This window comes from Leptolyngbya sp. CALU 1928, assembly GCF_056784215.1.
Genome location: NZ_JBXBCE010000001.1, coordinates 2,779,291 through 2,797,603, shown reverse-complemented (window position 1 = coordinate 2,797,603; position 18,313 = coordinate 2,779,291). Strand labels below are relative to the sequence as shown.

General features: G+C 47.9%; 21 protein-coding genes. 15 read left to right on the top strand and 6 right to left on the bottom strand.

The window, feature by feature from the left end; translation table 11 throughout:
• The first annotated feature begins 155 nt into the window (after positions 1-155).
• Positions 156-827: a ribosome hibernation-promoting factor, HPF/YfiA family gene (gene hpf, locus AC1S5B_RS13055; RefSeq protein WP_482036104.1), complete on the top strand. Its 672-nt coding sequence runs from the start codon at positions 156-158 to the stop codon at positions 825-827.
• 121 nt (positions 828-948) lie between these two features.
• Here the strand turns inward: hpf and AC1S5B_RS13050 are convergent, their stop codons facing one another.
• Positions 949-1,167 carry a DUF350 domain-containing protein gene (locus AC1S5B_RS13050; protein ID WP_482036103.1) on the bottom strand — a complete coding sequence of 73 codons (219 nt, stop codon included), beginning with the start codon at positions 1,165-1,167 and terminating at the stop codon, positions 949-951.
• A gap of 211 nt (positions 1,168-1,378) precedes the next feature.
• Here AC1S5B_RS13050 and AC1S5B_RS13045 point away from each other — a divergent pair, with 211 nt between their 5' ends.
• The 5 genes from AC1S5B_RS13045 to AC1S5B_RS13025 are packed head-to-tail and all read left to right on the top strand — an operon-like array spanning position 1,379 to position 5,366.
• Entirely contained in the window at positions 1,379-2,374 is a 996-nt protein-coding gene (locus AC1S5B_RS13045) for a hypothetical protein (RefSeq protein ID WP_482036102.1), read from the top strand.
• Positions 2,375-2,384: 10 nt separating this feature from the next.
• On the top strand, positions 2,385-2,612 hold the full coding sequence (locus AC1S5B_RS13040; protein WP_482036101.1) for a hypothetical protein: 228 nt from the start codon (positions 2,385-2,387) through the stop codon (positions 2,610-2,612).
• Positions 2,613-2,652: 40 nt separating this feature from the next.
• Positions 2,653-4,332: a spermidine synthase gene (locus AC1S5B_RS13035; RefSeq protein WP_482036100.1), complete on the top strand. Its 1,680-nt coding sequence runs from the start codon at positions 2,653-2,655 to the stop codon at positions 4,330-4,332.
• 55 nt (positions 4,333-4,387) lie between these two features.
• Positions 4,388-4,981 (top strand): DUF4178 domain-containing protein, encoded by a 594-nt coding sequence (locus tag AC1S5B_RS13030; RefSeq protein WP_482036099.1) that lies wholly within the window; start codon positions 4,388-4,390, stop codon positions 4,979-4,981.
• The gene (locus tag AC1S5B_RS13025) at positions 4,974-5,366 is read left to right on the top strand and encodes an S-adenosylmethionine decarboxylase family protein (protein ID WP_482036098.1); all 393 of its coding nucleotides are present in this window, start codon (positions 4,974-4,976) and stop codon (positions 5,364-5,366) included. Before AC1S5B_RS13030 ends, AC1S5B_RS13025 begins: the two co-directional genes overlap by 8 nt.
• Positions 5,367-5,444: 78 nt before the next feature.
• Here AC1S5B_RS13025 and AC1S5B_RS13020 read toward each other — a convergent pair whose 3' ends face one another.
• The gene (locus AC1S5B_RS13020) at positions 5,445-6,128 is read right to left on the bottom strand and encodes a hypothetical protein (RefSeq protein ID WP_482036097.1); all 684 of its coding nucleotides are present in this window, start codon (positions 6,126-6,128) and stop codon (positions 5,445-5,447) included.
• Between the two features lie 327 nt (positions 6,129-6,455).
• Here AC1S5B_RS13020 and AC1S5B_RS13015 point away from each other — a divergent pair, with 327 nt between their 5' ends.
• From AC1S5B_RS13015 to AC1S5B_RS12975, 9 genes are all read left to right on the top strand, one after another.
• Complete coding sequence (locus AC1S5B_RS13015) at positions 6,456-7,868, top strand: amidase (protein WP_482036096.1); 1,413 nt, start codon at positions 6,456-6,458, stop codon at positions 7,866-7,868.
• Positions 7,869-8,074: 206 nt separating this feature from the next.
• Entirely contained in the window at positions 8,075-9,379 is a 1,305-nt protein-coding gene (locus tag AC1S5B_RS13010) for a dicarboxylate/amino acid:cation symporter (RefSeq protein WP_482036095.1), read from the top strand.
• Positions 9,380-9,480: 101 nt separating this feature from the next.
• The gene (locus AC1S5B_RS13005) at positions 9,481-10,278 is read left to right on the top strand and encodes an MlaE family lipid ABC transporter permease subunit (protein ID WP_482036094.1); all 798 of its coding nucleotides are present in this window, start codon (positions 9,481-9,483) and stop codon (positions 10,276-10,278) included.
• Positions 10,279-10,352: 74 nt separating this feature from the next.
• Positions 10,353-10,742 carry a DUF3119 family protein gene (locus AC1S5B_RS13000; protein ID WP_482036093.1) on the top strand — a complete coding sequence of 130 codons (390 nt, stop codon included), beginning with the start codon at positions 10,353-10,355 and terminating at the stop codon, positions 10,740-10,742.
• A 48-nt stretch (positions 10,743-10,790) separates the two neighbouring features.
• Positions 10,791-11,942 carry a DUF3086 domain-containing protein gene (locus AC1S5B_RS12995; protein WP_482036092.1) on the top strand — a complete coding sequence of 384 codons (1,152 nt, stop codon included), beginning with the start codon at positions 10,791-10,793 and terminating at the stop codon, positions 11,940-11,942.
• Positions 11,943-12,083: 141 nt separating this feature from the next.
• On the top strand, positions 12,084-12,308 hold the full coding sequence (locus AC1S5B_RS12990) for a hypothetical protein (protein ID WP_482036091.1): 225 nt from the start codon (positions 12,084-12,086) through the stop codon (positions 12,306-12,308).
• 84 nt (positions 12,309-12,392) lie between these two features.
• The gene (locus AC1S5B_RS12985) at positions 12,393-12,965 is read left to right on the top strand and encodes a hypothetical protein (protein ID WP_482036090.1); all 573 of its coding nucleotides are present in this window, start codon (positions 12,393-12,395) and stop codon (positions 12,963-12,965) included.
• Between the two features lie 145 nt (positions 12,966-13,110).
• Positions 13,111-13,794 (top strand): glycerol-3-phosphate 1-O-acyltransferase PlsY, encoded by a 684-nt coding sequence (plsY, locus tag AC1S5B_RS12980; protein WP_482036089.1) that lies wholly within the window; start codon positions 13,111-13,113, stop codon positions 13,792-13,794.
• A 20-nt stretch (positions 13,795-13,814) separates the two neighbouring features.
• The gene (locus AC1S5B_RS12975; protein ID WP_482036088.1) at positions 13,815-14,138 is read left to right on the top strand and encodes a hypothetical protein; all 324 of its coding nucleotides are present in this window, start codon (positions 13,815-13,817) and stop codon (positions 14,136-14,138) included.
• A gap of 7 nt (positions 14,139-14,145) precedes the next feature.
• Here AC1S5B_RS12975 and AC1S5B_RS12970 read toward each other — a convergent pair whose 3' ends face one another.
• The 4 genes from AC1S5B_RS12970 to nadA form a co-directional block, all read right to left on the bottom strand.
• Positions 14,146-15,075, bottom strand: a complete 930-nt coding sequence (locus AC1S5B_RS12970) for a cation diffusion facilitator family transporter (RefSeq protein WP_482036087.1) — start codon at positions 15,073-15,075, stop codon at positions 14,146-14,148.
• A gap of 21 nt (positions 15,076-15,096) precedes the next feature.
• Complete coding sequence (locus AC1S5B_RS12965; RefSeq protein WP_482036086.1) at positions 15,097-15,888, bottom strand: WecB/TagA/CpsF family glycosyltransferase; 792 nt, start codon at positions 15,886-15,888, stop codon at positions 15,097-15,099.
• Between the two features lie 82 nt (positions 15,889-15,970).
• The gene (locus AC1S5B_RS12960; protein WP_482036085.1) at positions 15,971-16,978 is read right to left on the bottom strand and encodes a glycosyltransferase family 2 protein; all 1,008 of its coding nucleotides are present in this window, start codon (positions 16,976-16,978) and stop codon (positions 15,971-15,973) included.
• A 160-nt stretch (positions 16,979-17,138) separates the two neighbouring features.
• Positions 17,139-18,275, bottom strand: a complete 1,137-nt coding sequence (gene nadA / locus AC1S5B_RS12955; RefSeq protein WP_482036084.1) for a quinolinate synthase NadA — start codon at positions 18,273-18,275, stop codon at positions 17,139-17,141.
• Between the last annotated feature and the right edge of the window lie 38 nt (positions 18,276-18,313).

The window sequence follows — 18,313 nt, the reverse complement described above, 5'->3', positions numbered from 1 at the left end:
GCAAAATCCCCGTAATTTGACAGAACTGCAATCAAGAATTATCAAGGCTTGCAAAGCATTCTAAAGCTATCTGTTGGGAGGAATTCAAAGTGCTAGGGTGAAGTTAAGAACCGACTAGGGTTCAGTTAAGCCTGTTTTTAAAGGGAGAAAGCTCCATGAAGCTGGTTATTCAAGGCAAAAACATCGAAATTACTGACTCCATTCGTGAGTATGTCAATCAAAAGATTGAGAAGGCAGTCGTTCATTTTCAGCAGATGATTACCGAGGTAGATGTCCATCTGTCAATTGCCCACAATCCCCGCATCAACTCAAAGCAAACGGCTGAAGTAACCATTTATGCGAATAGCGAAGGATGGAAAGGGACGGTGGTGCGCGCAGAAGAAGCAAGCGAAAGTCTTTATGCCAGTATTGATTTAGTTGCAGATAAGATTGCGCGTCAGTTGCGGAAATATAAAGAAAAACGCAGTGCCAAACAGCATATCGTGCCGAAGGGAATTGAAGAATTAATCGAGCAGTCAGCGATCGATCCGCCCAATGTCGATGATCTGTTGAACGATCGCGCTCCAACTCTTCCTCCTGGAGTGATTCGGACTAAGTATTTTGCGATGCCTCCCATGAGTGTGCAGGAAGCCATGGAGCGGCTAGACCTAGTAGATCATGATTTTTATGTATTCCGCAATGAGGAAACAAATGAAATTAATGTGTTGTATGAACGCAACCACGGAGGTTTTGGCGTGATTCAACCCCGTAATGGCAATGGACATACTCACAATGGCAAGAGTAGCCATGATAAAGTTGCCCATCCGTCAAAACTATCCTCGGTTTAGACCCAACTGAGGACATGAGTGGTTCAAGGGATACCTCTGATAGCTGCACCGTTTAAGTTCTTTCGCGATCGCTTCAACGAACCGCTGAGACTTGAACGGTTTTTTAGCGCCTTGCACACTTTTAGGGACTGAGGAGGATTGAAATAACGATCGCCGCGATGGCCAAAACCACCGACGACATAATCAGTCCAGCCGCAATATTGCCGTTGTGAATTTCTTCGCGATAATCTATCGGGTCGAGCTTATCAAACAGGCGGAGACACCCATAAAAAATCAACACGCTGACCACAGACCAGGCGATCGTTTCTCCAAGCTTCTGTAGAAATGGCATCATACTCATCCACGGTATTTCCAAGCTGAGTGGTTATTATGCCATTAGAGGTTGAAGGACGGAACAACCGGAATGAATTAGAGACAAACTGTAGCTATTTGTAGCGATTTGCTGACCAACCCACAGAGCATGGCTTATCTTTCAGATATAGAGTTGCATTTTGCTTGGCTAAACAGCCTATTCCAGTTTGTTTTGGTCATCGTTATTTTGTAATTGACTGATGCCTTCATCTCCCAAGACTCAACGCACCACCCAATTTCTTGACCCATTTACTTATTTAACCCTGCTCTCAACAGGGGTGATTTTTGCTTGCTTAGTGTTCAGCCCTATTTTTATGCGATCGCTAGTTTCAAAAACCATTCAAGTAGACCCCGATAGTCCCGAACAACTCGCTCCGATTCAGCTTAAAAAAGAACCCATTGGCGCACTGCGAATTGATGTCAGCGCTGCGATTCCAGATAATCACTGGGTCACCTATGAAATTCAGCTAAAAGATCAGCAGGGTAAAGTAATTGCCAGCGGCATCAAACAAGCTTGGAAAGAATCGGGCACTTGGTCAGAAGAAGGAGAAAGCGGCATTTGGGAGGAAAGTGATTTAGTAGGCGGGTTAGATGTGCGCCCCACCCAAGCCGAACCCGTCACCATCGTATTGGATGTGTTGGAATATACGGACATCTCTGGGAAAGAGATTGATCAGCCTGTGCCCTTCGAGATCAGCGTTGTCAATGGAGCGGTGGATACTCGCTATTTGTGGACGGGCATCCTCGGCGCTGCTTTCCTGGCATTCTTGGCGCTCTTGGTCACGCCTTTTTCAGGCAAGGTGATCATTGATAAAGTGATTGGCGACAGCGATATTAGTGGTCGCGGCATTTTAGGAGGAGCAAAAAACCTAGTCAGGGTGACGGTCACTATTAAATCTGACGAACACTCGCCGCGATCGCTCAATGTGCTGCTGGTCATCAACGATGGTAACGGCGAACAACTGTATTCCCATCGATATCCAGTTCACCTATCACTTAAGAAATCAGAGGGCGGCAATGTCACCTCTGCCAAAGGAAACCTAACCACTTTTTTCATCTTAGAACCGCGTAGCTCCTATGGATTCAGCGTCGAAGTTACGCCTGATGCTACCGTCGATCGCACCGCGCTCATTGTCCGCGAACATTGCAAAACGCTGTTTCCCGTTAAAGTTACCACTTTAAAATCAACTCAATAAAATCAACCCGATGACTAAATTCTTTGCCTTGCTAGCAATCCTTTTAGCAGGAACCACCATTTTTTATGGCTTTACTCAACAATCTGCCTTAGTGCTGCGACAAGAAAATCAAGATAATCATTGGGTTCGCAATGATACTCAAACCTCTGGTTCTTACCGGGGCAGTGCTTGGGTCGCCTCGCCCACCCGCCAAACCTACGGGGGTTTTCGGGGCGGCGGTCCTGGCGCAGGGAAATAAGCAATGAACTACGAGTCAAAGCGTCGAGCCAATCAACTAGATGAATGATATTGCGTGGATCAAGGAACACCCGCTCAGCCGTCGTCAACGATGGTTATTGCTGCTAACGGCTGCGGTTTCCTCTAGCTGTGGGCTGGCGGTAGAACTACTATTGGGCACGCTTGCCAGTTACTTGGTCGGAAATCAAGCCTTAGCTTATGGGGTGGCGGTGGGTGGCTTTTTAGCGGCGATGGGACTGGGTGCTTATCTTAGCCGATTTGTGGCAGTGAAGGGCGATCGCGCCGCTCAGCAAATCCAACTGCAAACAACCTTTGTCTGGGTAGAACTGCTGATGGCTCCTCTCAGCGCCCTAATTCCCTTGCTGCTGTTTTCCCTATTCGTGATTGATGGTCCCTTTTGGATTGCCTTGTTTTTGGGAACTATCATGCTGGGGAGTTTGGCAGGCATGGAATTGCCCCTGATTACTCGCCTGTTAGAGCAAGATGAAAATCTGAAAGACACCCTCTCTGGCGTGTTGGCATTGGATTATGCCGGGGCGCTGTTTGGGTCGCTGCTGTTGCCGATTGTGCTGCTGCCTCTCTTGGGCATTTTTCCCTCGGCTGCGCTGATTGGGGCAATTCCAGCGGGAATGGTAGTCTTGCTTGCCCGTAACTTTCCTGCCCTGCGACACTGGGAACGCTGGGGGTGGTTTATAGGGCTAGCACTGCTGGTCTTTGCGCCGCTGACGATTCCCTTGGGCGATCGCCTCGAAAACACCCTATACAAAGCCCCCGTCATCACCCGCATCCAATCGCCCTATCAGCGCGTGGTGTTAACCCGTCAAGGTGCCGACTTGCGCCTGTTTCTGGATGGCGACCTACAATTTTCCAGCCTAGACGAATATCGCTACCACGAAGCCCTTGTCCATCCTGCCCTCAGCGCCAACATTGCCCTACGCGCCCAAGCCAGTCAAGATTCCGAAACCCAACCCCCAAACGCAGCAGTCCCAACTCAAAACTTAAAAGCGCAAAGCGCCGCTGACGCTAGCAAAACTCAAAACTCTCTCCGCTCCCCTCGCCACGCTCTTCTACTAGGTGCAGGCGATGGACTTGCTCTGCGTGAAGTGCTGAAATGGCAGGATGTGGGAAAAGTAGTGCTGATTGATTTAGATAAGGCAGTCGTAAATTTAGCAAAGCACCATCCGTTTTTGGTGGAGGCAAATCAGCATTCCTACGCCGATCCACGAGTGCAGGTGATTCAAGCCGATGCCTTTGTGACTGCGCCGACCTTGGGCGATCGCTTTGATGTGATCATTGCAGATTTTCCTGACCCCGATCGCGATGTGATTGCCAAGCTCTATGCCCAAGGGTTCTATCAACGGTTGATGTCTCGCCTAGCGCCCAACGGCGTATTCATCACCCAAGCTTCCAGTCCGTTTTTTGCCCCCAAAGCCTTTGCCTGCGTTGCCGAAACCTTAAAATCCGTGGGGCTGAATGTTTATCCCTATGTGGTGGATGTGCCCAGTTTTGGGCTGTGGGGCTTTGTCATGGCATCCTACAGCGCCATTAAACCCAACACACTAGAATTGCCTATTGCCACCCGTTTTTTAGATAAGGCAACCATGCAAAACCTATTTCAACTACCCAAAGATATTCAGTTAGGCAATGTGGAAGTGAATCGACTATCCCAGCCCATTATCCTCAAATATCAGGCAGACCCCCGCTGGGCATCCTATGACTAAAAACGAATGGCGAGGGGCGAATTGTGAATTGTGAGTGGCAAAAGAGGGAAACAAAATGTTGATGTGGTTATGGATTGGAATTGGGGCGATCGCGATCGTGGGAGTTGTTTTAGTGATGCGGCAACGCCAAGGTAAGCCGTTATTGGGAGCTTCAAATCAGCCTGCTTTACCGTCACTCCATCGCACCGTGTTTAGTCTGCAAATTGGCGATATTGTTCAATATTTAGGAGCTGATTGGGTCGTCGAAGGGCAACTGACTTTCAACGATCAAGGCTACACCTGGATGGACTATATGCTGCAAGATGGCGATCAAGTCCGCTGGCTGTCGGTGGAAGAAGACGATCGCGTCGAAGTGTGCTGGATGGAACCCGTTATAGGCTTAGAAATCAGCGGCGCTCCCCCACCCCAGATCACCTATGAGGGAGCTATTTACCACTTAAGAGAATCGGGAACCGCCAGCATGACGCGGATTGGCACCACGCAGAACAAACAAGCTCAGCATTGCCGCTACTATGATTATTCGGGCGATCGCGACCAACTGCTCTCCGTGGAAAATTGGAACGGTGAGATTGAAGTGTCCGTAGGACGACAAATTCGCCCCAGTTCCCTGACGCTACTTCCGGGAGATGGACGGCGCGTGTATGACTGAGCCAAATATCGCACCCCTGCGATCGCATCACTGGTCTGCTATTTTGACGGCGGCTGCACCCGTATACACCTGGACAGCCGATGATTTTTTGGCGCAACTGAAGCAGGTTGTGCAGCAAGCCGGATTAACCGTGGTTGGCGAACTAGCGTTTACCTTCCAGCCTCAAGGCATCTCGGCGATCGTGCTGCTAGAAGAATCCCATGTGGCGCTGCATTTTTGGACTGAAAAAGGCAAAGTAACCGTAGATATTCATGTCTGCGATTTTCAGGAAAACAACAAACCCAAAGCTGAAAAACTCGCCCATTTACTCGCCCTAGAAATTAGCGAAGCACCCGGTCAGTGGCATTATTTATCGCTCGTTGAAACCCAAGAAAAGATGGCTTAAGATACCCTTAAAATTAGAGAAGGGAGCATCAAATTGATTAGATGATCCCATCAATTCACTACGCGATCGCAACAACAATTAAGATACAGGAACTATCTCCACCGACTTAATCACATCTTCATACATCGATTGCAGTTTGTTGGATTGAAATGAGGCAAATGGTCCCGTGAAGCCCATTGTATAAACTGTTTGATTCGCAAATACAAACAGATGCCAACGATGGATATCATCCGCCGCTTTTAAGTCAGGTGTACCCGGTTTATTCTTCGATTCTTTACAGCGAAATGCAAGGGCTGTTTTATTGCCAATTTTGACCTTCATCGGCACGATTTCTGTATAGTTTCGATCTTCTTTTTTAGACTTTAAATTGATGCCGTAAACCGTTTCTGAAGGAACTCCTTTGAGCGGAGCCGCATTAATATAAATCATTGCAGCGCCCCCATCTATCAACGGTCCAGTCCAATCGGTTGTCAGCCCTTTATCATGCAAAGTGAACTCTGTCGGAACCTTCAGCTTGAAGCCATTAAACGTATCCACATAATCGCTATACTGCCCAGAAAATCCTTTGAACGCTTGGGGAGAACTAGCGCCACTACTGGGAGTTTCACTGCCGCTGTTGCTACCTGATGGCTTGATGATATTGTCAAAAAAACCTGCTACCACGGTAGGGCGTTGAGAGGACAAAGAGGGCTGTGCGGAGGCAGAAGTGGCAACGCCAATCACGGTTAATAAACTTGCAAATGCAAGAGTTTTTAGTTTCATTACGCAATCCTTAGGTGGTTGTGTAGGCACAATCATAGTCATTAGATTCTTGGAGTAGAGCCAAATTTACAATTTGCAGCGTTTATCATTTGTGAATTCATTTGTGAATTCATTTGTGAATAGTTCACATTAGGTTGGACTTATGCCCGGTATTGCAATTAATCGCCTTGTTTAATCACCAACGGATCTGGCTTGTATGCGATATCGCATTGACTAATGCCATGGATAGCCGCTTATTTGACCCAGAACAGGCAAACAGTTCTGTGAAACCCATCGTATAAACTATATGAACGTGTCGCCTGGATGACTTTAAAGAAGAATCGATTCATGAACTCAATAGATCTGGCTTTTACTACCGCAATAGAACAGGCACGACTGATTCGCTCCAAGGAGATTTCGCCCCTAGATTTAGTTGAGGTTTATTTAGAGCGCATTCAACGGTTAAACCCCACGTTAGGCAGTTATGTGATGGTGGCGGCAGAACAGGCGATCGCGGATGCCAAAGCCAAAACCGAACTCTTAACACATACGCCAGCCGCAGAATTGCCTGCATTCTTCGGGGTGCCCATTTCAATTAAAGATCTCAATCCTGTGGCAGGTCTGCCCTGTGCTTATGGGGTCAAAATTTTGAAGAATCGGATCACCACGGAAGATGATGGCGTAGTCACCAAGCTGAAGCAGGCAGGCTTGATTATTTTGGGCAAAACTGCCACCTCAGAAATGGGTATGTTGCCTTATACCGAGCCAAGGGGGTTCACTCCTGCCCGCAATCCTTGGAGCTTAGAGCATACACCAGGCGGATCGAGTGGAGGGGCAGCAGCAGCAGTAGCAGCAGGTTTAGGGGCGATCGCCCAAGCTTCAGATGGCGGTGGCTCGGTGCGCGGTCCGGCATTCTGCTGTGGGCTGGTGGGAATTAAGCCCTCCCGTGGTCGCATCACTTATGCCCCTGTGGGCGAACGGTTGAACGGGATGGCAACCAATGGACCCATAGGACGAACCGTCGCAGATGCGGCAGCGTTATTGGATGTGATGGCAGGCTATGTTCCGGGCGATCCCTACTGGCTACCGAATCCAGAGCCATCTTTTTTGGAGACAACTCGAACGCCGCCAAAGCGATTACGCATTGCTTACTGCACGGGAATTTTGCCAGTGGGCGAAGCGGATGAAAACTGTCGGCAAGCGGTATTAAATACCGCCACGCTATTAGAGAAATTAGGACATTCTGTAGAAGCAAAGGACTTTGTGGATGTCAGCGAATTGATTGAGCCGTTTATCACTGTTTTTCAAGCTGTTTTGAGTGAAGTCGGCATTCCCGAACTGGTTTTGGGCAAGATGCCGCGCTGGTTTGCTTGGCGCGCCCGGTTTTGCTCCTCTGGGAAATATCTCAGGGCAGTGAGTAAATTGCAGGCGATCGCCCGTCAAATTGTGGGGTTCTTCGACACGATAGACGTGTTGGTCTTGCCAACCTACTTGCATCCCGCGATTCGGGTCGGGGAGTGGGCAAAGGATCGCCCCGGAAAAACCTTGGAAAACATCATCAACTGGATTGCGCCCTGCGCTCCATTTAATGCCAGCGGACAACCCGCAATGTCTATCCCTACAGGATTCACCCCTGAAGGCTTACCGGTCGGTGTGCAGTTAGTCGGTCGTCCTGCCGAGGAAGCCACGTTAATCGCCCTCGCCGCCCAGATTGAAGCCGCTCAACCGTGGAGCCATCATCGTCCAGCGATCGCGGTTTAACCGCAGATTTCATCGCTAAATCCGTCCCTACAATGACAAGCTTTATTTCTTGAAAATCCTAACTGATGGTGTGCTACGGGAAGGGCGCGATCGCTCCTAATTAAGTGGGATATTCATAAAATTCCAGGCTGTAGTTTAACTAGAAAGTACAGCGATCGCCGAATGTTATGCATACTGGTGAAATAGTTTTTCCAAGGAATACTGCCATGAGTGAATCAGAACCAGGATTTCGGCTATTCGGTAGAACACCGCTCTATGTGCAAATCCTGATTGCACTCGTGCTAGCAGTGATTATAGGGCTACTGTTAGGATCTTATGCATCTACCCATGAGGAGCTAATCAACCGCCTAGCGATTCCTTGTGAACTGGTATTGAAAGCATTACGCGCTTTGGCAACCCCGCTGATTTTGCTGGCAGTGCTGCACGCCTTTATGACGACTGAGATACCGGGGCGATCGGGACGAAAGCTAGTGTGGCTGCTGCTGACCAATACACTGATGGCAATTGTCATTGGGCTAATGGTGGCAAACATTCTGAGACCGGGCACTTGGGGGCAAATGGCTCCGCCGTCTGGCGCGATGGATACGAACAAAACCCTTGATCCGTGGAGTTTGCTGAAAGACACCATCCCCGAATCGATTCTCAAGCCGCTGAATGACAATAATGTGATTCAACTGATTGTGGTGGCGCTGGCGTTTGGCATTGCACTACGGGGCTTGAAAGTGATTCAGATTGAACAAGGGCGATCGCAATACCGGGCGATCGAAGATGTTCTAACAATATTGCTGGAAGCCGTGATCCGGATTTTGCATTGGGTGATTGCACTAATTCCCTTTGCCGTATTTGGGATTGTGGCGCGGACGATCGCCCTCAAAGGGTTTGAACCCTTTAAAGCCTTGGGTGGCTTAGTGATTGCTGTTCTGCTTGCCCTTTTCCTCCAGGCGTGTTTTTACGTGACGCGAGTCCACTTTGGCTCTTGGGTTACCCCCCGGCAATTCTTGCGAGGCGGCACCGATGCCTTCACTACTGCCTTTTCCACCGCGTCTTCCACAGTCACCATGCCCCTGACCTTTGAGGGTTTGGTTCAAAAAGTCGGTTTGCGCGAGTCTTCAGCCTCTTTAGGAGCGCTAGTCGGCAGCAACTTTAACAATGACGGTACGGCACTCTATGAAGCAATGGCAGCATTATTCGTTTCCCAGTTAATTGGGGTGCAGTTATCTCTGCCGCAGCAGTTAATTGTCGTGCTGACCTCCATCTTTGCCTCGGTTGGCGCAGCCGGAATCCCGGAAGCGGGCTTGGTCACCATGACGCTGGTATTTTCCTCCGTTGGCTTACCCACTGAATACATCGCGATTCTAATTACGGTGGATTGGTTCCTCGATCGCTGCCGCACTACCATCAACGTCATGGGCGATATGGCGGTGAGTTGCCTGCTGGATGGTAAATATCCCAAAACCGCAGCAGAACCATTTTTGAACGAAGCCCTTGCAACTGAGGGCAAGTCGATATAGTCTTGCCGGCATTCGGTGAGGGGTATCAAATAACCGATACCTATCCTCACTGCGCCATAATTCAGCTATTCTGACAGGAGGTTATTGGCTCAGTCGTTTCGGTGAGTGAAACAGGTTCTATTTCTAGTTTAAGGATTTGGAGTCAACGGCTTTTGGCGGCTATCTTGCTCGGTGGGCAGGTGGTCGTTCGCCTATTTACTGGGCGGATTCATCGCCGCAATACACTAGAGCAACTGGCGATTGTGGGTCCTGAGTCTGTGTTAATTGTGTTGATGACTGCCATCTGTATTGGTTTGGTTTTCACCATTCAGGTTTCTAGAGAATTTATTGGTTTGGGTGCAGAAAGTGCCGTGGGCGGGGTGTTGGCGATCGCGCTCAGCCGCGAATTATCTCCCGTTCTCACCGCAGTGGTCATAGCTGGTCGGGTTGGGTCAGCATTTGCAGCCGAACTGGGAACGATGCGCGTTAGCGAACAAATTGATGCGCTCTATGTTCTTAAAACAGACCCAATCGAGTATTTGGTGATTCCACGTGTCCTTGCCTGTTGCATTATGCTGCCCTTACTAACCATTTTTTCATTGTTTGTTGGTTTAGGCAGTGGCTATCTGGTGGCAATCAACGTATATGGGATTTCGCAAACCGTGTTTTTGGAGTCTATCCAAAGTTTTCTCAAACTATGGGATTTATTTAGTGCCCCAATTAAATCGCTTGTTTTTGGATCAATGATTGCGATTATTGGCTGTAGTTGGGGGTTAACAACAACGGGTGGAGCAAAAGGCGTGGGGCAATCTACTACGACCGCTGTGGTAACCTCTTTGCTAGCGATTTTTATTAGCGATTTTCTCTTGTCCTGGATTATGTTTCAGGGCTTGGGTAGTTCCACGATTCCTGGATTGTAATGGAGTCATCTTGCTGCCGACCTTTTGGCAACCTCATACAATAAAAGAGTGAATCAATATGGATTGTGATTACCGTGACGACTGTTCCTTCCCAAAACTATGACTCAACGATTGAACTATCACCAAGTTTTTGGTTGCCGATCGCATTAGTGGTTTTAGCGTTGCCCCTATTTTTAGTACAGGTTTGGATTAGTGGCGCGATCGCCTTGTTTGGTCTGTTTCTGTTTATTCAGGCGGCGACTTTAAGATTGCGGTTTACCTCATCTGATTTAGATATTTATCGAGGCGAAACCTTAATTCGTCGATTTCCCTATCAAGAGTGGCAAAATTGGCGCATTTTTTGGACTCCCGTTCCGATCCTGTTCTATTTCAAAGAAGTCAATAGCATTCACTTCCTGCCCGTTTTATTTGATCCTAAAATGTTGCAAACCTGTCTAGAAGCCCGCTGCCCTCGAATTTCCTAATACGTCTATCCCTTTTTCCTCGTCCTTTACCCCAAGCACAAACTGGTTATGACTCCCAATGAACTCCCCCTTGACACTGCACAAACCGACGAATCACTGGGGATTCAGGAAGCTTCGATGCGATCGCTGATCGATGAAGAAGTCACTGCTTTACCTGGAATGAAAGAAACGGCTGAAGCGGTGCCTGAAAACACTGTGATTGCAAAAGTGCCGTTTGGCGGAGTTGCCCCGGTAGATTTGGAGCAGCGGATCGCAGAGTTACAGCGGCAGGAAAAAGCATTAGAGCAAAATATTACCCAGTTGCACGCTACGAAGTCTGACTTGGAAAGGCAGATGACCGTGACTCAAGGTGCGATCGCGGCTCTGCTTCAGGAAGGCTTAAAAGAACTAGAACAGCGGAAACGAGATCTGCAAACAACCGTGGAGCAGCTAGAGCGCCGGCAGGAACGGATTCGGGCTGAAATGCGAACCACCTTTGCTGGAACCTCTCAAGACCTTGCCATTCGGGTTCAAAGCTTCAAAGAATACTTAGTGGGCAGTCTCCAAGATTTAGCCCTTGCCGCCGACCAGCTTGAGCTAACCAAGTTCAAAGAACCTGAAAAGCCTCCCGTCCCCATTGCCGCGGTGGTGCCTCCTCAAACGCCCACGCCTAAATTTGCCGATGAAAGCTTTCAAAGTCAAACCAAAAAAATCCGCAGTTTGATCGATCAATACCGCAATCGCCCAGATTATTATGGTCCTCCCTGGCAGCTACGGCGCACCTTCGAGCCAATTCATGCAGAACGGGTTTCTAACTGGTTCTTTACCCAAGGTGGACGGGGTGCCATCCGCACGATGGGCAGTCGGCTACAAAATATTTTGATTACTTCTGCGATTATTTCAGTGTTGCAGGAACTATACGGCGATCGCCAAACTACGTTAGTCCTAGCCGATTCTCCTGAACGATTGGGTGAATGGCGCAGAGGTTTACAAGACTGCTTGGGAATTACTCGCAGCGACTTTGGACCTGATCGCGGTGCCGCTTTATTTGAAGACCCCTTTGTACTATCTCAAAAAGCCGATCGCATGGTCAAAGACGGCTTACTCCCCCTCGTGGTGATCGACGAAACCGAAGAGCAAATTGATCTCACCTTGCTGCAATATCCGCTCTGGCTAGCCTTTGCCCCCAATCCTCAAGCTCCTAGTTACTCTAACTACTAAATTTAAAGCCTTTCCATCTGCCTGAAACTTTAACTTTTCAGAAGAGAATCTTCTTCAAAAATTCATAGCTAGTACTTTTTATACAAAAAGTCGCATGTAAAATAGTGAAAAGTAACTAAAGGTACTCCAAAGGATAGGTTTATGGAAGATAAACTTTTTAGCGCGCTTTTCAATGCAAAGATTTTAACTGAGGCAATTCACAATGGTGATGTTGAAACTGTAGATCTTACAAGTGCAGCCATAGATGCCGCAATGCAAGCAAAACTCCAAGCCCCTCTGATTACACCACTTGTAGAAGGTATTCTTGGACATAAGTTGGAAGGAGCAGATGCAGTTCATTCTGCTCTTGATGGCTTCTTAAACTAGCTTTGAATTTTCACTTTCACAAGTTATCAAAGTCAGCCACTCAAGTGACTGACTTTGATTTTTAGCTAACAGAGGTGATGTAAAGTGCCATATACGGAACATGATGGAAAGCTTATCTTTATCAAGCTTGAGCCATTCAAACCAGTCTACGGAGCTTGGAAGGAGGATAAGAGCAATAAATTTATTTTTATTCGCAAAATCGACTACACAAGTATTCTTGCAGGAGATTGGAATAAATTTGCGAAAAACTTCACTGAGAGTCAAGACTGGTACATTCCAATTGCAAAAAAGAAAGAGTTCAACTGGTACGACAGTAGATTAACGATTACACCAGAGGAAAGTGTTTACCACAATCTCTCTTGGATTCTAACGCCTTCAAATCAGCGCTATCTTATGAAGACTAGGTTATCTGCTTCAGGTGTCATGAGCTACGGTGCAGCGATGATGGGCTTCATAGATCCTGCCGCTATTGGCGCGGCTGGAGGATGGCTACTCTACCAAAAACAACAAGTCAAACATAGCCTATGCAAAAATAGGGGAGAGCGTCAGCCAAGCTTATTACCTAAAGTGCTTGCAAGAAAATGCTGGTTTGTTGATGTTGAGAAATACAATCCTTGCGAATATGTAAATTTGTTATTTAAGAATAAATTGATATAGTTTGTTGACGTATGTTTTATTCATAGTTAATAGGCACAGTGGATAATTGCCTATTCTACTTATTGTGAATTAGGAACTCAGAACCAGAAACGAGATAATATCGGGTAAGCTTTTCTGAAAAAACCGCCCCTATTTCTGATCTTCTATGTTTCTTTGGCTGACGCTCAATGGTTCACTTTTACTGATTGCCTATCTGCTGGGATCATTGCCCAGTGGCTATTGGGCGGGTCGCATAATCAAAGGGTTTGATATTCGAGAGCAAGGATCTGGCTCCACCGGGGCGACGAATGTCTTACGAACCGTTGGTAAGCTACCCGCGCTGATTGTGCTGCTAGTGGATATTCTCAAGGGATCAGCCGCGATCGCCCTGTTTCGCTGGTTGTACACATCCGAATTGATTCAGCCATTGCTTCCAAATACGGTTGATCCAGGGGTGTGGTTACCCTGGATGGTGACTTTAGCAGGAATGCTGGCGCTGCTGGGTCACAGCAAATCACTTTTTCTCAACTTCACTGGCGGAAAATCGGTAGCCACCAGTTTAGGCGTATTGTTGGCGCTGAACTGGATGGTGGGGTTGGGAACGTTGGCGGTGTTTTTGGCAGTTTTGGGCGTGACGCAGATTGTGTCGATTAGCTCGATTTTGGGCGCGATCGCGGTTTCTGGGCTGATGGTTGCAACGGGTCAACCTGTGCCCTACTTACTCTTTGGCATTGCTGGCGGCGTTTATGTGATCTGGCGACACCGCACCAACATTCAGCGATTGATGGCAGGCACCGAACCTCGACTGGGGCAAACCCTGCCCGAATCGACTACTCCACCTCAGCCTTAATTCACCCTCCTGGTTTTCCTATGGCGCTTAAAATCATTGAGCATTTCGACAGCAGCTTTTCTCTAGAACCCAATGCCAAAGCCGCCTTGTTTGCACTTTTGACGACGGAGACTTTTTTGCAAGAAGTGGCTCAAACGGCTGGCTGTTCATCAGTCGAGTTCACCCAACTTTTATTCCAGCCGATTCCTTACACTGCCAACACGCCGAAAGGAATGCCTGCTGAATTTGAACCTTTTCACGCTTCCACCGATCATCTGATCATCAACGTGCCGCCCAATTTTATGTTTAAAGCAAAAATCTTCAAACCCAGTCGGCTTTGTGCCATTTACCGCAAGGCCCCGTAGGGTGATGTTAAGGGGCGATGGGATCGATATCTTGGGACGCGCGATCGAGATCTTGATCTAGCCAAGAACTGGCATCCTCTTGAGGTTCTAAGTGGGTCATCACAAAGGTTCCAGGTAAAGCTCGAATAATTGCCAGTTCGATTTCCTCACAGAGATTGTGTCCGGTGTGAACACTCCACTCACCTGGCACCAGCACATGAAAAGTGACGAAACTACGGGAGCCAGCATTACGAGTTTTCATCGCGTGAAATAAAATGCCTTGCTGCTTGTAAGGTGCCAAAATTTCCATAATTTGAGTTTGGTCAGCGATCGCAATGGCGCTATCCATTAATCCATTGCCCGTTTCCTGCAAGAGCCGAAATCCTGCCCAAACAATGTTGGCCGCAACTAATAAAGCAATAATGGGATCAAGGATTAGCCAGCCTGTCAGCTTAACTAGCAAGATGGCGATCGCCACACCAAAAGATGTCCAAACATCGGTGAGCAAATGATGAGCATCGGCACGCAGAGTAATAGAGCGCAGCCGCTTTCCAGCGCGGAGCAAAATCCAGGCAACAGCGCCATTGATTGCAGTAGCCACAAACGACAAGGCTAACCCTAGACCAAGCTGTTCAATCGGTTGCGGGTTAAATAGCCGCCCCCACGCTGCGATCGCAATGCTAATTGCCGCAATCACAATCAACCCGCTTTCAATGCCACTGGAAAAATACTCGGCTTTGGTATGCCCAAACGGATGATCGGCATCGGCAGGCTGGGCAGCATAGGAAAGCGCCCAAAACGCCACGATCGCTGCCACCAAGTTGACCCCCGACTCCATCGCATCCGACAGCAACCCCACGGAACCCGTCAGGAGATAAGCACCCGTTTTCAATCCAATGGTTAAAATTGCAGCGGCGATCGACAGAAGCGTGTAACGACGGGCAGCATAAGCACTCATAACCATTCTTCAGATAACTATTTATCTAGGGCTAGAAACATCGTGGCGTGAAAAAGCAGGGGGCTTGTAAAGACCAAGCTTTTGCTTAGTCAGCAACCAGAAAAAAGGCAAGTCTTCGACCAAATAGCGCTTCCAGAGCCGCTTAGGATCAGAGTAAATGCGAAATAAGGATTCTATTCCAAGTTGGCTCATCCACTTCGGTGCCCGTTGAATGACTCCTGCTTCAAAGTCGATGGTTGCCCCGACCGCCAAAAAGATTTTGACATGGGTAAACTTATCTCGATATTTGTGAATCCATTTTTCTTGCTTAGGTGCCCCAACCCCAACCGCCAAAACGGTTGCTTTCGAGCGATTCACCATCTCGATCAGGTCTAAACATTCCTGTTCGCTTTTTTCAAACCCAAAGGAAGGAGAATGGGCACCGATAACAATTTCTCGACCAATTTTTTGGTTGATATTGGTTTTTGCGCGATCGGCAACTCCGGTTTTGCCGCCTAACAAAAAGATAGTGACCGCATCATGATACTGATGAAACTTGCAAAATGCTGGAAACAAATCGGAGCCAGAAATCTTTTCTTTAAAGGGCGTACCTAACAGTGAGGCAGAGTACATCAACACTTGGCTATCGCACACTCGGTAGTCTGCGTCTACATAGGTTTCAAAGAATTCTTCGTCGTGCTGCAACTTCATTAAGTGGTCAACATTGGGTGTGAACACAACCCCTTGCTGTAGCTGCTCTAAAAGCTCCTGGAGGGAAAGATTATCAAAAGAGACGTTTAGAATGTGAACTTGATCGGTCTGAGTAGTAGACATAGCGGTTTGTGTGGTTTGTGGCGATCGCAGGGTGACTCACATTGTGGTAGCAGTCATAACGAATGACTTAGGGGGAAATTCATCAAGCTGGAGTACTAGACCCTGATGCATTGTATTCAATCAATCGGGATGGTTTTTTGAACACTTTACCCCAATAGAATCGAATTAATCCTTGAGCTTGGGGGAACTTTGCCAAGGTGCAAGACAGGGCAAACAAGCGCGCATCAGGTTGAGAGTATCCCGACTGACGAGCATACTGGTAAACTCGATAAGCCATTAATCCATAGCCGCCTAACAATATCAAACTCAACCCTTTTGCCAGCCAAGCGGTTGACAAAATCACCAGTGGAACGCCGATTCCCCAAAGTTTAATACTGCGGGTTTCTTTGACCCAGTGTTTTTCGGGCGGTGCGCCATGGAGCCATGCCCCTTCTGCATAAGCATGCCCTGCTCTCACAGACCGCTTCCACCATTGATCAAACCGGGTCATTTGGGCATCATGCAGCGTCATTTCATGATCAATCCGTAAGATTTTGCCGCCATTTTGCCGTAAGCGAACACACAGTTCGGGTTCTTCGCCTGCAATCAGATTGGGATTATATCCTCCCACTGCTTGCAGTGCCGAAACCCGCATGAGAGCATCCCCACCGCAGGCTTTGGCTTCCCCAATCGGTGTATCCCATTCAATATCACAGAGGCGGTTATAAATAGAGGCGTTAGGAAACCGTTCCCGTCGCCGTCCACAAACAACGACTACTTCTGGATGAGTATCTAAAACTTGTTGGGCGTGACTGAGCCACAGTGGAACAATTTCGCAGTCGCCATCTACAAATTGAACATATTGGATATGAGGGTCAAGTTCCATCAACCGTGCGAATCCAGCATTACGGGCACGAGCCGCCGTAAACGGAATGGATAGATTGAGTTCGACCACTTCAACTCCCAGCGATCGCGCCATTTCAACGCTGCCATCCGTGGAACCCGAATCGACATAGACCATCTGAGCGACGCTACCCAAAACTGACTGTAAACACTGACGCAGGCGATCGCCCTCATTACGTCCAATGGCAACCAATCCAATCTGGCTCAAGCTCGACCTCCCTTGAGAAAACGTTATTTCCAGTATTCCCCCGTTTTTTGTTAGAGTACAAGACTTTTTAAATTTAGTTCGAGTTTTTAATGAATTGATGAAGCTTCCATCAAGCTAAAGGCTGGATTCTGGCTTGCTACAAAGTCAGAAATTGAAAGTTCTAAATGCTCATCTCCAGCATTCGCTGAATAGGTTCCAGTGCAGCCGTTTGAATTTCCTGCGGAAGAGTGATTTCAGGAGTGCGATTTTTCATACACAGATAGAGTTTTTCTAGGGTATTTAACCGCATATGAGGGCATTCATTGCAGGCGCAGTTGTTAATGGGCGGTGCTGGAATAAATTTTTTAGCAGGTTCAACTTTTTGCATCTGGTGAATAATTCCCGGCTCCGTTGCCACAATAAATTCTGTGCTAGAACTTTGCTGCACATAGTTAAGTAAAGCCGTCGTGGAGCCAATGTAGCTGGCATGGCGCAGCACCGCAGGTTCGCATTCGGGGTGGGCGATCGCTTCAGCGGTGGGATATTGCATCTTTAACTGCACCATCTTTTTCTCCGAAAAGGTTTCATGCACCATACAACTTCCTTGCCACAGCACCATCTCCCGTCCCGTTTGCTCCATTACATATTTACCCAAGTTGCGATCGGGCGCAAAGATAATCGGCTGGTCTTTGGGCAGTTGACGAACAATGGATACAGCATTGGAACTGGTGCAGATAATGTCGCTTAGGGCTTTAATCTCTGCGGTGCAATTTATGTAAGAAATTACCAAATGTCCGGGATGAGCCGCTTTAAACTGGGCAAATTCTGCGGGTGGGCAGCTATCCGCTAGGGAACAGCCCGCATCCAAATCGGGCAGCAATACTAACTTATGTGGATTCAAAATTTTTGCAGTTTCTGCCATAAAATGAACCCCAGCAAACACGATCACCGCTGCATCGGTGTCGGCGGCTTGCCGTGAAAGACCCAGAGAATCGCCAATATAGTCGGCAATATCTTGAATATCGGGGTCTTGATAGTAGTGCGCCAAAATGACAGCGTTGAGTTCCTGCTTTAGGTCGGCAATTGCAGCAAACAGGTCACGGGGCAAAGAATCCGTTGCCTGAGCGTTGAAGTTGAGTCGGGTAGTTGTAAACACAGCAATGGCACCTATCGGCAAGATTCTTTTAATTATAGTATTTTCTACCAAAACCAGGGGCGGATTGGACAATTTTTTGTGAACAGGTTGGATCGGCTGAAGGGATTTTGGCAATCGGGGTCTGAGAGTTTCGGGAAGGGCGAGATCTTCCGGTTCGAGCATTTGCAGACCGCTTGAATGCTCAATTCAGAGGAAAATAA

Excerpts from the sequence above, each read along its gene's own strand:
- hpf (WP_482036104.1), top strand. The coding sequence starts at position 156 with ATGAAGCTGGTTATTCAAGGCAAAAACATCGAAATTACTGACTCCATT.
- AC1S5B_RS13050 (WP_482036103.1), bottom strand. The coding sequence starts at position 1,167 with ATGAGTATGATGCCATTTCTACAGAAGCTTGGAGAAACGATCGCCTGG.
- AC1S5B_RS13045 (WP_482036102.1), top strand. The coding sequence starts at position 1,379 with ATGCCTTCATCTCCCAAGACTCAACGCACCACCCAATTTCTTGACCCA.
- AC1S5B_RS13040 (WP_482036101.1), top strand. The coding sequence starts at position 2,385 with ATGACTAAATTCTTTGCCTTGCTAGCAATCCTTTTAGCAGGAACCACC.
- AC1S5B_RS13035 (WP_482036100.1), top strand. The coding sequence starts at position 2,653 with ATGAATGATATTGCGTGGATCAAGGAACACCCGCTCAGCCGTCGTCAA.
- AC1S5B_RS13030 (WP_482036099.1), top strand. The coding sequence starts at position 4,388 with ATGTTGATGTGGTTATGGATTGGAATTGGGGCGATCGCGATCGTGGGA.
- AC1S5B_RS13025 (WP_482036098.1), top strand. The coding sequence starts at position 4,974 with ATGACTGAGCCAAATATCGCACCCCTGCGATCGCATCACTGGTCTGCT.
- AC1S5B_RS13020 (WP_482036097.1), bottom strand. The coding sequence starts at position 6,128 with ATGAAACTAAAAACTCTTGCATTTGCAAGTTTATTAACCGTGATTGGC.
- AC1S5B_RS13015 (WP_482036096.1), top strand. The coding sequence starts at position 6,456 with ATGAACTCAATAGATCTGGCTTTTACTACCGCAATAGAACAGGCACGA.
- AC1S5B_RS13010 (WP_482036095.1), top strand. The coding sequence starts at position 8,075 with ATGAGTGAATCAGAACCAGGATTTCGGCTATTCGGTAGAACACCGCTC.
- AC1S5B_RS12995 (WP_482036092.1), top strand. The coding sequence starts at position 10,791 with ATGACTCCCAATGAACTCCCCCTTGACACTGCACAAACCGACGAATCA.
- AC1S5B_RS12990 (WP_482036091.1), top strand. The coding sequence starts at position 12,084 with ATGGAAGATAAACTTTTTAGCGCGCTTTTCAATGCAAAGATTTTAACT.
- plsY (WP_482036089.1), top strand. The coding sequence starts at position 13,111 with ATGTTTCTTTGGCTGACGCTCAATGGTTCACTTTTACTGATTGCCTAT.
- AC1S5B_RS12975 (WP_482036088.1), top strand. The coding sequence starts at position 13,815 with ATGGCGCTTAAAATCATTGAGCATTTCGACAGCAGCTTTTCTCTAGAA.
- AC1S5B_RS12970 (WP_482036087.1), bottom strand. The coding sequence starts at position 15,075 with ATGAGTGCTTATGCTGCCCGTCGTTACACGCTTCTGTCGATCGCCGCT.
- AC1S5B_RS12965 (WP_482036086.1), bottom strand. The coding sequence starts at position 15,888 with ATGTCTACTACTCAGACCGATCAAGTTCACATTCTAAACGTCTCTTTT.
- nadA (WP_482036084.1), bottom strand. The coding sequence starts at position 18,275 with ATGCTCGAACCGGAAGATCTCGCCCTTCCCGAAACTCTCAGACCCCGA.